Here is a 12,111-nt window from a genome sequence, read left to right as displayed (position 1 = left end):
GATGGCACCCGGCCGCACCCTTCCATGCTATTGAATTCCGGCCTCAGTGCACTTCTTGGCGAAGTCGGCGGTGCAGAGCTCCTCCTTGGTGACGTAACCGTCGGCCACGACGTCCTTGACGGTGTCGAAGGTGATGGCCTGCGGGTCCAGCAGCTCGGAGGGCACGTCCTGGCTGGTCTCGGGGTCCTTGACGCTGGAGCTCGCCGTGGGCTTCTCGCCCTTGGCCAGCGCGACGGCGAGCTTGGCCCCGGCGTCGGCCTCCTTCTTGACCGCCTTGTAGACCGTCATGCACTGGTCGCCGACCAGGATGTTCTGCAGGCCCTGGACGGTCGCGTCCTGGCCGGTGACCGGCACCTTGCCGTTGAGGTTCTGCTTCTTCAGCACGGTGATGGCGGCGTTGCCGAGGCCGTCGTTGGCGGCCAGCACGCCGGCGATCTTCGGCTGCTGGGTGAGCATCTGCTCGAAGATCGTCCCGGCCTGGGCGTTGTCCCAGTCGGGCACGGCCTGGTCGGGGCCCTTGACGTACTCGCCGGAGTCGAACTTGGGCTTGAGCACGCCGTCGTAGCCGTTCTTGAACAGGGTCGCGTTGTTATCGGTCGGCGAGCCGTTCAGGTAGGCGACGATGGGCTTGTCGGCCTTCTTGTCGGCCAGGCACTTGCTCAGGCCCTCGCCCTGGAGCGTGCCGACCTTGGTGTTGTCGAAGCTGACGTAGTAGGCGGCGCCGCCGCCCAGCGTCAGGCGGTCGTAGTCGATGGTGGCCACGCCCTGCGACTTGGCCTTCTCGATCACGGCCTTGCCGCTGCCGCTGTCCAGGTTCACGATCATCAGGACGGTGGCCCCGTTCGTGATCATCTGGTCGGCGATGGTCTGGAACGCCGTCTTGTCGTTCTGGGCGTTCTGGATGTCGTACTCGACGCCGGCGGCCTTGAACGCCTCTTCCAGGTACTTGCGGTCCGCCGTCTCCCATCGAGCCGACGACTTGCTGTCCGGGAGGATGACGCCGATCTTGCCGGCCTTCGCGGACTGCGCCGCTGTGGCGGACGAGCTGGCGGTGGTACTGGTCTGACCGCTTTCGCCCCCGCAGGCGGTGAGACCGAGGGCGAGCGTCGCCGCCGCGGCGGTCAGGCTGAGGATCCCCTTGCGCATGATGCAGGGTCCTTTCTTCCGGAGGGGCCCGGATGAATGTTGTTTGCGGCAACGTATTCCGCGACGGCCTGCTTTGGAAGACCCCTCGCGTGGGGAGTTTGTTGTATCGGGTAACAATCCAGACACGTGACCTCAACCTCCCCGACACCGCGCCGCCGATGTCGGGGGCGACAGGTGGCCCATCTGGGAGCGGTAGTTGGCCTCGCGTGGCCGCAGGGCAGGTCCGGCTGAGCGCCTGAGTCGGCTGATGTGCGCTCGAGTTGGCGAGTTCCGCGCGTACGAGGAGCGAGGAGAGGCCGCTACGGTGCCGCCGAGACTGCTGGGCCGAAGTCTCGCCGAGGGGTACGCGGCCGAGAACGAGGCCGGCCCCCTGAACGCGTACTACGCGCGGCCCGCGATGCTCGAGCTCGCCGGGAACCTGACCGGCCGGCGGATCCTCGACGCCGGCTGCGGCCGGGGTGCGGCCAAGGTACGGCGGAAACCGGCAACAGGCGGGTAGCGGGGCCGGTAGTGGGTGCGGGTTCGGGCTACCGCCTCGGCTTCGGCGAATGCCCGGTAGAGGCATCCGGCGTCAAGGGCATCACCGGGCCCGGCCTGACCGCCGCCCTCGGTCACATGCGCCGCGGCGACACCCTCGTCGTGCTCGACCTGACCCGGCTGGGCCGCGACACCCGCGAACTCCTCGCCATCGCCGAAGACGACCTGCACGCCAACCGCCGCCACTTCCGCACCCGCGAAGGCCTCGACGCCGCCCGCGCCCGAGGCCGCGTCGGCGGCCGTCCTCGCGCCCTGACCTCCGAACGGATCGCCGACGCCCGCATCCTGCTCGGCGCCGGACAAACCCGAACCGCCGTCGCCGCCGAGCTGCGCGTCTCCCGATGGACACTCAGCCGCGCCCTCGACCACTGGATGCCAACGCCTGACCGCAGCGGACAGCCCCGGCCCCATGCGCGGATCGCGGAAGAGGACGGTCCAGTCGTCGCCTCGGTGTCCGTCGCGGACCACCGCCAACCCACCGACCCGGGTCGTGATGCCCGCAGGCCCGCGTCGGGCCGAAGCGAGCACACCGGCCGGTCGGCTGAGGGTGTCGTCTGTGCCTCTGTCGTGTCGAGCAGGTGGACGGCCAGGCATCCGGTGCTGTTGGCGTTGGCGACGTCCCGCGGCTGAAGAACATCGGCTCGGCTCGGCCGCACCTGCCCGGTGTCGGCGAGCTCGGCGAACAAGGTCATCTTCTACGGCAGGGCCGGCGACGACCGCGAGCATGTCGAGGTGTCCGCCCTCGCCCTGCACCTGATCCAGGCGACCATCGCCTGCCTCGACACCCATCTGATCCAGATCGTCCTGCGCGACGCCCCCAAGCAGCGCGCCCGCCTCACCCCTAGGACCTGCGCGGCCTTTCCGCTCTCTTCTGGAGCCACCTCAACCTGTACGGCCGCCTGGAACTCGACATGAGCAACCACCTCGACCTCGCCCCAGACCGGCAGCCCGGTCCGAGGGGAGCGTGAGACGAGCACAGCGGAGAAGACGGCCGTGTGGTCACGGCGCCGGGAGTGGGGCCGGTGCCGCTGGTGTGGGTGCCCCGCGACGGCCAGGTCGTGGCCGGGCTCCCGCCGCGCAAGGGCGGCACGAGCACCCGCGAACCCCGCCACACCAGCAGCCGCACCAGCGAAGACCAAGATGGTGGATCTTCAGTGAAGATCCGACTGGACCTCGGTCAGTCGATGCCTTCGACGATGCGGAAGTCGCGCTCGACGCCGTCGGGGAAGGCCACCAGCGCCTTCTGGTATGCCTCGCTCTCGTATGCCGCGACGGCCTGTTCAAAGCTGTCGAACTCGATCAGAACGACACGCTGCGTGATTCCGGCCTCGTGGGCGACGACTCGACCGCCGAAGGACGGGAGGAGGACCAGGTTGCGCCCGCCCCCGGCCTGGACAGCCGGACCGGCCAGCTTGTCGTAGGCAGTCAGCCTCTCAGTGTCGGAAATGGCGGGGTAGACGCTGACCCAGTAGCCCTTAGCCATGGAAACCTCCTGTGTTCGGCCGGACACGTCCGACTTCGAATTGACACTCATATCGATCGATCCCGGCGCCGGGTACTGCGGTCAGTTGAATCGTCATATGCGCAGGTTAGGGCTTGATGTTCGGCCGAGGGAAAGATCGGTACGAGATAGACTCAGAACGGATCGTTATCAATCGGCAGGGAGGGCACGTGGCGCCGGATACGGTGAGCCTGCGGTACTTCCTGGTGCTGGCACAGGAGTTGAACTTCACCCGCGCGGCCGCACGGATCGGTATCGCACAGCCCGCACTCAGCGCCCGGATGCGCCGATTGGAGGCGGAACTCGGTACGGCCCTGCTGGTCCGCAACACGCGTAGCGTCGTATTGACCACGGCCGGTGCGGCTTTGGCGGAGTCCGCGCCGCCCGCGCTGGCGGCGCTGGACCGGGCCTGGGACACCGCCCGGAGCGCGGCGGCCGGCGAACTGGGCACGCTGCGCATCGGCTACAGCCTCAGCACCGGGGCCGAGACGGCACCGACCCTGGTGGACAGGCTGATTCGCGGCAACAGCGGCCTTGAGGTCAGCGCGGTCCCGATGGCGACACCGGAGATCTCCCCCGCGGTCGCCGACGGCCGCATCGATGCCGGGATCACCCGCGGTGAACAGCCGGGCCGTGGCGTGCGCCGGTTCCTGCTGCGACGTCAGCGCATCGGGGTCCAGCTGGCGCAGCACCATCCGCTGGCCGAACACCCGGAGATCGAGATCGCCGACGCGGCCGCGTATCCGCTGCGACTCCCGGACCGTGCGGCCAACCCCGTGATCCACGATCAGCTGTCCGCACTGTTCCGAGACACCCGACCACACCCCCGATTCCACACGCCCGCAGTCTCTTTCGACATGTCTCAGCGCGACCTGCTCGACGGGGTCACCCTCGCCCCGGCAGGAGAAGCCGCGATCACGACATCACCGGCCGGTCTCACCTGGCGACCGCTGCGGGGCGCGCCCAGCCTGACGATCCACCTGGTCCTCCCACGCGAGCCGTCGCCACTGCACCGCCGCGTCCGTGCCGTCGCCAGAACCCTGGCGCACGAGCTGCACTGGCTGCCGGACTGACGCGCAAGAGGTCAAGCGAGACGGACGTCCGCGGTGGCGCGGCGACCGGACTTACCCCGGGCTTGGACCTGTCGCGGGCACCCGGTGCACCTCGCCGGCCTCTTCGGCGGCGGCCTGCACAGCACCACCCCGGACGGCTGGGGCCTCGACGTCGTCAGCCCCGAATGGCCCAACGACCGCGTCCTGCTCTCTGCCGATGGCGACATCTAAAGGATCCGCCGGGAGAAGGCTGGTGGCACATCTTTCACGCCAACGCCGCTGCCAGCAGCGACCTCACCCTCTGGACGCGGCCGACTCTCAACTCGCAGGCATGTGTACGGAGTTGGTCCCACCCGGTCGTCCCCGGCCGACAGCAGCCGGGAAGCGCCGCCAATGACTGGGAGTCGCGCCGATGCTGGCCTACCGCTCCCCGCTGGGCCATCTGTCGTCCCCATGGGCCAACCAGCGCCCCCTTGTCACGCCGCCGCCCCGCCGGCGTACCGGGCGCGCGGTGGCCGGCGGCTCGTCCTCGCCCTTGCGGGTACGGGAGGCCCGGCCGGTACGCTGTCCGCTCATGACCGACTTCGACGAACAGGGACGCCCCGAGCCGCCTCTCATGGGCGACGAGACGGCGACCCTCCTGGGCTACCTCGACTTCCTGCGGGCCACCTTGGAGTGGAAGTGCTCCGGCCTCGACGCGGCGGGCCTGAACACCACCGCCGCCGCCTCCCCCCTGACACTCGGCGGCATGCTCAAGCACCTGGCCTACGTCGAGGACCACTGGTTCTCCCGCCGGCTCCACGACCGCGAGCCGCATCCCCCGTGGAACACCGTCGACTGGAACGCCGACCCCGACTGGGACTGGCACTCGGCCGCCGACGACACCCCCGGCGAGCTGCTGGCGCTCTGGCGCGACGCGGTGGCCCGCTCCCGCGACCTGCTCGCCGAGGCCCTGGCCACCGGCGGCCTCGACCAGCCCGCCCGGCGCGCCTGGCCCGACGGCCGGAGCCCCAGCCTGCGCTGGATCCTCGTCCACATGATCGAGGAGTACGGCCGCCACGCCGGCCACGCCGACCTCATCCGCGAGTCCGTCGACGGATTGACGGGCGAGTAGCCGGGCCGTTCAGGCGAGCAGGCTCTGCGTGATCAGGGCCAGCGCCGAGGTGGTGGCCACGAGCAGGACGGCCACACGTACCTTGCCGCCGTCGAGGTGGCGCCGCAGCGGGCCCGACGCCAGGAAGCCCAGCACCATCGGCACGATCAGCGTCGCGCCCGTGGCGAGCGCGCGGGCGGGCAGGTGGCCGACGAGCGCCAGGACCACCATCGACTGGGCGGCGCTGAGGAAGAAGAACATCGCCAGGGTCGCCCGGATCTGGGGCCCCTTGGCGTTCTGGTACACCAGCGCGAGGGGCGGGCCGCCGATGCCCGTGGCGGTGCCGGTGATCCCGGACACGAAGCCCGCGCCGGTGATCGTCGCGCCGTTGCGGGTGACGCTGACCGTACGGGCGGTGAGGCCGACGGCCAGCAGCACCATGACGCCGACGAAGACGCCCAGTGCCTGGACCGAGACGTACACGACGATGAACGCGCCGACGGCGCTGCCGGGCAGCCTGCCGAGCACCGCGAACCCGAGCCCCCGCCAATCCACCCGCCGCCACTCCGCGGCCAGCGTGAACAGCGGCAGGGTCATGTTGACCACCTGGATCGCGCCGGGCATCACGGTGTGGTCGAGCATCGTCATCACGGGCGCCGCCACCAGCCCGAGCCCGAACCCCACACTCCCCTGAACCACCGCCCCCACAAATACGGCCAAACCACCAACAACAACCACCAAAACCGCATCTTCCACCCCCCGAGTCAACCACCCCCCAAACCCCCCATCCCAACCGCCGGCCCCAGCGAACACCCGCAGACCGTAGAGGGCCGGGGACGGTGGGGATGGCCTCGGCGGCGGGCGCCTGGGGCGGGTGCAGGACTGCGGGCGCGGGGGACAGCGCGGGGGCGGCGCGGGGGACAGCGCGGGGGGGCGGCGAGCTCGCCCCCTCCGAGGCCCTGGGCGTCGGGCGCGGGAGGCGGGCAGCTCGCCGCCCGCCTCCCGAAGTCAGGTGCAGGTGGCGGGGGCACCGCCCCGGACGTCCGACGGTCAGGACGGGGTGATGGGGCCCGGTGTCAGGTGCGGTGGAGGCGGCGGATGGAGGGGGTGAGGAGCAGGGCAGCGCAGACGGCGAACGAGGCCCCCGCCGAGACGAACAGCAGGTCCCGCGAGCTGACCACCTCCGACACCGGCCCCACCAGCGCCTGCCCCACCGCGATCCCGGACACCGACCCCGCGATCTCGTAGGCGGTCACCCGATTGAGTACGTCGGGCGCCACCTGCGTCTGCACGCTCGTCGACCACATGACCGCCCAGAACGCCAACGCCATCCCCCCCACCAGATGCCCCGCCATCAGCAGCGGCAACGGCAACTCCAGCGCCACCACCAGCGGCATGAACCCGAACCCGACGATGGCCGCCCCACCCGCGGCCAGCGGCCGTGACGGCCGGAACCGCATCGCGATCACCCCGCCGAGCACGGTCCCGGCGCCGAGACCGGCCATCACCCACCCGTACGCGGCCTCGCCGAGACGGTCGCCGATCAGGCGCGAGCTGAGCGGGACGAACGGGCCGAAGACCAGGATCCCGAAGACCACCCAGATGAGGATCACCGACCACATCCAGCTCCGGGAGCGGAACTCCACCCAGCCGCGCCGCAGGTCCACCAGGACCGTCGAACGCTCCTCCTTGGCCCGGCGGGCGGGAGCCAGCCGAATGAGGGCCAGGCACAGTCCGCTGATCAGGAACGTCCCCGCGTCGACCGCGTAGACGGCGCCCGCGCCGGTCAGCGCCATCAGCACGCCCGCCAGGACGGGCCCGCCGAGCTGGGTCATCGCGTCAGCGATCTTCAAGGTGCCGTTGGCGCGCTGCGGGTCCTCGGCGACGAGCGGGATCATGCCGTTGACGCCGGGCTGGAACATCGCGCTCGCCGTACCGGACAGGAAGGAGGCGGCCAGCAGCAGCCAGAGCGGCGGGGTGCCGGTGAAGAAGGCGACGGCCACGGCGGTCTGGGTGAAGATCCGGATGATGTCCGCGGTCACCATCATGGCCCGCGCGCCCAGCCGGTCGGCGAACACCCCACCGAACAGGATGAAGGCCACGAAGGGGGCGGTGCAGATGGCCAGTACGTACCCGACGCCGGCCACTCCGTAGATCGCGCCGACGGCCAGCGCGGTCGCGACGGGCATCATCGAGTCGCCGAGCAACGACACCGACCTGGCGCCGAAATACAGGACGAAGTCCCTGGTCCAGAGCCCGGCGGGGGCGGCGACGGACGGTTCGCGGTCGTAGAGGGCGGTCATTTCCTGAACTCCATGACCCACTACTCTGGACATCCCGCAACTCCGGCACAGGTGTCCACAATGACATCATTAGGTATATTTCTGCCATGAAGCACCGTGTCGTCGCCCTGGTCGGCCCGGTCCAGGAGCTGTACCCGGTGACCAGCGCCTCCGCGGTCTTCGGCTACCACGGCCCGGACATCCCCCACCACTACGAGTTCGCGCTCTGCGCCGAACGGCCCGGCCCCGTCCGCACGACCCTGGGCGTCGACATCGTCGTCGAACGCGGGCTGGAGTCCCTCGCCGAGGCCGACACCCTGATCGTCGCGCTCAGCGGCTGCTCACCGGTGGAGGTCTCCCCCGACCTCGGCGCCGCGGTGCTGGCGGCCCACGCCCGGGGCACGCGGATCGTGGCCATCGCCTCCGGCGTCGTCGTCCCGGCGAGCCTCGGCCTCCTCGACGGCCGCACCGCCGCCGTCCACTGGGAGCTGACCGCCGAACTCGCCGTACGCTTCCCGCGCGTACGTACCGACTCGTCCGTGTTGTACGTGGACCACGGCGACGTGGCGACGGCCGGCGCCACCGCCACGACCGTCGACCTCTGCCTGAACCAGGTCCGGGACGAGCACGGCGCCGCCCTGGCGATGCGCATCGGCCGCCAGTTGTCGGCCGCCCCGCACCGGGAGGGCTGCCAGCGCCAGTATCCCGAGCTGCCGACGACCGGCCCGGTGCCCGACTCGCTCGCCCCGCTGCTGGACTGGATCAACGCCAACCTGGACCGGCCGCTGACGGTCGAGGACATGGCGGCCCGTTCCGGACTGTCGGGCCGTACGTTCAGCCGTCACTTCACCGACCGGCTCGGCATCTCCCCCGGCCGCTGGCTGCTCGACCGGCGCATGGCCGGCGCCCGCGCCCTGCTGGAGGAGACCGACCTGCCGGTCGAGACCGTCGCCCAGCGCGTCGGGCTGTCCTCGGCGGTGAACCTGCGCCGCCACTTCCACAACGCGCTGAACACCACCCCCGCCGCCTACCGGCGCTCCTTCCGTCCGGACCGCGCACCGCACGTCCACCCCGAAGCCGCGCCCGTGAGCTGCACGCCGAGCACACCAGGCACGCAGGGCACACCGGGCACACCGCGCACGCCTCCCGAGGCCGTTCCTCTAAGCTGCTCACCGTGCATTCCCCCGCCCCCCGCGGCCGCGCCGCGTTCGCCGTCCTGGCGGTCCTGGCGTTCCTGACGGTCGTCGCCGCGCCCGCGCAGGCCGCCGCGCCGAAGCTCGGCCGGTCGGCCTGTCCCGAGACGCCCCTCAGCTCCGGCGGCATCCCCAGGAGCCGGGAGTACCTCACGGCGGTCGTGAAGTGCCTGGACACGTCGTGGCGGACGTACGTCGAACGGGTGGGGCACACGTTCCGCAAGCCCGTCGTGCGCTACTACGACGAGCCGGAGCGCCGGGTGTGCGGGATCGCCTGGCCCGAGCACGCGGCGGCCTTCTACTGCATCGGCCGTAACACCCTGGTCTTCCCCCTCACGGGCGGCTGGATCGAGGGCCGCACCGACCTCTACCCGTTCAAGGTCGCCGCCCACGAGTACGGCCACCACGTGCAGAGCCTCCTCGGCGTGCGCAAGGGCGCCGACAGCCGGCGCTACGAGCTCCAGGCCGACTGCCTGTCGGGCGTGTTCCTGGGCAGCGTGTGGCCGTCGTTGTCCCGCACCCGCCAGGACTGGACGGCGTTGCTCGACGCCACCAGGGCCGCCGGCGACGAGGGCGAGGAACACAGCCACGGCACGGGCGCCAACCGCGTCCACTGGCTGGAGCGCGGCTACCGGGCCGTCTCCCCGGCGGCCTGCGACACCTGGTCGGCCCCGGCCTCGAAGGTCTCCTGACCCAGCCGCGCCCCCATCCCGTCGAGGATCACTCGAAGGTCTCCTGACGCAGCCGCGCCCCCATCCCGTCGAGGATCAGCCGCAGCCCGCCCTCGAACGACCGCTCGCCCTGCGGGTCGCCCACCTCCGCCAGCCCGGCCATGAGCCGCGGGTGGGCCTCCTGGAACGCGGCCAGGTCCGGCATGGCCCCGTCGGCGTCCGGCCGCATCCGGTCGGCCTGCTCCTCCAGCACGAACCCGGCGACGTACGAGCTGACCGCGAACAGCCCGCGCACCGCGTCGCCCGCAGTGAACCCGGCCGACTCCAGTGACGCCACCGACCGCTCCACCACCTCGAACAGCAGCGGCGACGGCCGGGTGCCGGCCACGAGCCGGGCCCCGTCGCGGTAGGAGTTGAGCATCGCCCGGTCCCGGTGGGCGTAGTCCCTCATCCACTCCCGCCAGGCGGCGGGATCGGCGAGCGCGGGACGGGTCACGTGGGCGGCCGTCATCGCCTCGGCCATGGCGTCGAGCAGCTCCTGCTTGTTCTTGACGTGCCAGTAGAGCGCGGGCGCCTGGACGCCCAGCTCCCCCGCGAGCCGCCGCAGGGTGAGCCCGTCGAGCCCCTTGTCCTGCAGCAGCCGCAGCGCCGCGGCCACGATGATGCCCTTTTCGAGTGCCACGATTGACAGCTTAACAACGTTCAATACATCCTTGACGCTGTTGGATTTAACACCGTTAAGGAGACCTCGCGATGATCTACGCGGAGGGTTTGCGGAAGCGGTACGCCACCAAGGACGCGCTCAGGGGCATCGACCTCGACGTCCCGGCGGGCACGGTGTGCGGGCTGCTCGGACCGAACGGCGCCGGCAAGACCACGACTGTGCGCATCCTGGCCACCCTGCTCCGCCCGGACGGCGGCCGGGCCGAGGTCGCCGGGCTCGACGTCGTGCGCGACGCGGCCCGGCTGCGCTTCCGCATCGGCCTGGCCGGTCAGCACGCGGCCGTGGACGAGCTGCTGACCGGACGGCGCAATCTGGAGCTGTTCGGCCGCCTCTACCACCTGTCCAGGGCCCGGGCCAGGAGCAGGGCCGACGAGCTGCTGGAGCGGTTCGGGCTGGCGGAGGCGGGGCGGCGGCTCGTCAGGACGTACTCGGGAGGCATGCGGCGGCGGCTCGACCTGGCCGCCAGCCTGATCGTCGCGCCGCCCGTGTTGTTCATGGATGAGCCGACCGCCGGACTCGACCCGCGCAGCCGCCTCCAGCTCTGGGACGCCCTGCGCGACCTGGTACGCGAAGGCACCACGCTGCTGCTGACCACCCAGTACCTCGACGAGGCCGACCACCTCGCCGACCAGGTCGTGGTGCTGCACGAGGGCCGCGTGGCGGCGGCCGGCTCACCCGGCGCGCTCAAGAAGCAGGTCGGCGGCGACCGCGTCCAGATCGTCTTCCGCGAGCCCGGCGACGTGGCGGCGGGCCTCAGGGCGCTCGGCCCGGCCGTCTCCGCAGCCGAGCCGGGCGGGACGCGGGTGACGCTGCCCGCGCCCGACGGCGCGCAGTCGCTCGTCCGCGCCGCGCGCGCCCTCGACGCCGCCGGGATCGCCGTCGAGGACCTCGCGCTGCGCCGCCCGACACTCGACGAGGTCTTCCTCCACCTGACCGCGTGACGCGCCGGACAGCCCGACAGCCTGACCGCGTGACGTACCCGACAGCCTGACAGGAGCCACGAGAATGAACCTGCGTTGGACCATCGTCGACTCCCTCACCATCGCGGGCCGCACGTACTCGCGGTGGAAGGCGCAACCGGGCGAGATCGCCGGCTTCCTGGTCTTCCCCGTGATCATGACCGTGCTGTTCGGGTACGTCTTCGGCAGCGCGATCACCCTCCCGGACGGCGGCGACTACCGCAATTTCCTGATGCCGGGCATCTTCATGCAGGTCATGGCCATGACGGCGACAGCGGCCGCCACGGCGGTCGCCGAGGACATGGAACGCGGGATCATCGACAGGTTCCGGGCCCAGCCCATCGCCCGCAGCGCCGTGCTCGTCGGCCGCACGGTGGCCGACCTGTCGATGCACCTGATGTCGCTGGCCGCGATGGTCGCGGCGGGCGTCCTGCTGGCCGGATGGCGTACGCACGGGTCGCCGGGCGAGACGGCGGCCGCCTTCGGGCTGCTGGCGCTGTTCGGCCTGGCGATGATCTGGGTCGGCACCTACATCGGCCTGTACGTGAAGAGCGGCGCGCAGGCCGACGCCGCCACGTTCGGCTGGCTGTTCCCGATGACGTTCCTGGCCAACACGTTCGTGCCCACGGAGGGCCTGCCCGCCTGGCTCAGGCCGCTGGCCGACTGGAACCCGATGAGCGCGACCGTGGCCGCCGCCCGCCGCCTGTTCGGCAATCCCACCTCGGCGGGCTCGGTCTGGCCGCTGCAACATCCGGTCGCGGCCAGCGTGCTGTGGTCGGTGGCGCTCGTCGCCGTCTTCGCCCCGCTGGCCACCCACCGTTACCGCACCTCGAGCCGGTGACGTGGAAAGCGGAGAGCCGCCCGGCGGAGGGTGTTCCGCCGGGCGGCTCTCACGGGTCGGGTGATACCCCCGATGCGGGCGCGTGAGGATCGCGCCCCGTCCCCGGCCCGCG

The 12,111-nt window shown here is 71.3% G+C and carries 14 protein-coding genes; 9 read left to right on the top strand and 5 right to left on the bottom strand.

The window, feature by feature from the left end:
* Positions 1-27: 27 nt before the first annotated feature.
* Positions 28-1,146 (bottom strand): sugar ABC transporter substrate-binding protein, encoded by a 1,119-nt coding sequence (locus IEZ27_RS04905; RefSeq protein WP_189646116.1) that lies wholly within the window; start codon positions 1,144-1,146, stop codon positions 28-30.
* A 304-nt stretch (positions 1,147-1,450) separates the two neighbouring features.
* Between IEZ27_RS04905 and IEZ27_RS04900 the strand changes: the two genes are divergently transcribed.
* From IEZ27_RS04900 to IEZ27_RS04890, 3 genes are read left to right on the top strand one after another with little or no spacing between them, the layout of a single operon-like run.
* Positions 1,451-1,645, top strand: coding sequence for a hypothetical protein (locus tag IEZ27_RS04900; RefSeq protein ID WP_189646539.1), 195 nt, complete (start codon positions 1,451-1,453; stop codon positions 1,643-1,645).
* Positions 1,646-1,656: 11 nt separating this feature from the next.
* Positions 1,657-2,313, top strand: a complete 657-nt coding sequence (locus IEZ27_RS04895; RefSeq protein ID WP_189646115.1) for a helix-turn-helix domain-containing protein — start codon at positions 1,657-1,659, stop codon at positions 2,311-2,313.
* 33 nt (positions 2,314-2,346) lie between these two features.
* The gene (locus tag IEZ27_RS04890; protein WP_189646114.1) at positions 2,347-2,598 is read left to right on the top strand and encodes a hypothetical protein; all 252 of its coding nucleotides are present in this window, start codon (positions 2,347-2,349) and stop codon (positions 2,596-2,598) included.
* Positions 2,599-2,860: 262 nt separating this feature from the next.
* On the opposite strand, the gene IEZ27_RS04885 is transcribed toward IEZ27_RS04890, so the two are convergent.
* A complete protein-coding gene (locus IEZ27_RS04885; protein ID WP_189646113.1) occupies positions 2,861-3,166 on the bottom strand; it encodes a DUF1330 domain-containing protein in 306 nt (101 codons plus the stop codon).
* 188 nt (positions 3,167-3,354) lie between these two features.
* On the opposite strand from IEZ27_RS04885, the gene IEZ27_RS04880 reads away from it, so the two are divergent.
* Positions 3,355-4,257 (top strand): LysR family transcriptional regulator, encoded by a 903-nt coding sequence (locus IEZ27_RS04880; RefSeq protein ID WP_189646112.1) that lies wholly within the window; start codon positions 3,355-3,357, stop codon positions 4,255-4,257.
* Between the two features lie 391 nt (positions 4,258-4,648).
* Positions 4,649-5,350, top strand: a complete 702-nt coding sequence (locus tag IEZ27_RS04875; protein WP_229823291.1) for a DinB family protein — start codon at positions 4,649-4,651, stop codon at positions 5,348-5,350.
* Between the two features lie 9 nt (positions 5,351-5,359).
* Here the strand turns inward: IEZ27_RS04875 and IEZ27_RS04870 are convergent, their stop codons facing one another.
* Together IEZ27_RS04870 and IEZ27_RS04865 are read right to left on the bottom strand one after the other, a co-directional pair.
* On the bottom strand, positions 5,360-6,037 hold the full coding sequence (locus IEZ27_RS04870; protein ID WP_268246040.1) for a sulfite exporter TauE/SafE family protein: 678 nt from the start codon (positions 6,035-6,037) through the stop codon (positions 5,360-5,362).
* A 368-nt stretch (positions 6,038-6,405) separates the two neighbouring features.
* Positions 6,406-7,632 carry an MFS transporter gene (locus IEZ27_RS04865; RefSeq protein ID WP_189646110.1) on the bottom strand — a complete coding sequence of 409 codons (1,227 nt, stop codon included), beginning with the start codon at positions 7,630-7,632 and terminating at the stop codon, positions 6,406-6,408.
* A gap of 86 nt (positions 7,633-7,718) precedes the next feature.
* On the opposite strand from IEZ27_RS04865, the gene IEZ27_RS04860 reads away from it, so the two are divergent.
* A complete protein-coding gene (locus tag IEZ27_RS04860) occupies positions 7,719-8,849 on the top strand; it encodes a GlxA family transcriptional regulator (RefSeq protein WP_189646109.1) in 1,131 nt (376 codons plus the stop codon).
* Positions 8,786-9,496: a neutral zinc metallopeptidase gene (locus tag IEZ27_RS04855; protein ID WP_229823286.1), complete on the top strand. Its 711-nt coding sequence runs from the start codon at positions 8,786-8,788 to the stop codon at positions 9,494-9,496. The genes IEZ27_RS04860 and IEZ27_RS04855 overlap by 64 nt, the downstream gene beginning before the upstream one ends.
* A 28-nt stretch (positions 9,497-9,524) precedes the next feature.
* Here the strand turns inward: IEZ27_RS04855 and IEZ27_RS04850 are convergent, their stop codons facing one another.
* Positions 9,525-10,157: a TetR/AcrR family transcriptional regulator C-terminal domain-containing protein gene (locus IEZ27_RS04850; protein WP_229823274.1), complete on the bottom strand. Its 633-nt coding sequence runs from the start codon at positions 10,155-10,157 to the stop codon at positions 9,525-9,527.
* 71 nt (positions 10,158-10,228) lie between these two features.
* Here IEZ27_RS04850 and IEZ27_RS04845 point away from each other — a divergent pair, with 71 nt between their 5' ends.
* Together IEZ27_RS04845 and IEZ27_RS04840 are read left to right on the top strand one after the other, a co-directional pair.
* Positions 10,229-11,140, top strand: a complete 912-nt coding sequence (locus IEZ27_RS04845) for an ATP-binding cassette domain-containing protein (RefSeq protein ID WP_189646108.1) — start codon at positions 10,229-10,231, stop codon at positions 11,138-11,140.
* Positions 11,141-11,204: 64 nt separating this feature from the next.
* The gene (locus IEZ27_RS04840) at positions 11,205-11,999 is read left to right on the top strand and encodes an ABC transporter permease (protein ID WP_189646107.1); all 795 of its coding nucleotides are present in this window, start codon (positions 11,205-11,207) and stop codon (positions 11,997-11,999) included.
* The last annotated feature ends 112 nt before the right edge of the window (positions 12,000-12,111 follow it).

It is taken from the genome of Nonomuraea spiralis (assembly GCF_014648435.1).
GTDB lineage: Bacteria > Actinomycetota > Actinomycetes > Streptosporangiales > Streptosporangiaceae > Nonomuraea > Nonomuraea spiralis.
Note: the sequence above shows the minus strand (reverse complement) of the source record. Positions and strands in the feature narration are given on the sequence as shown.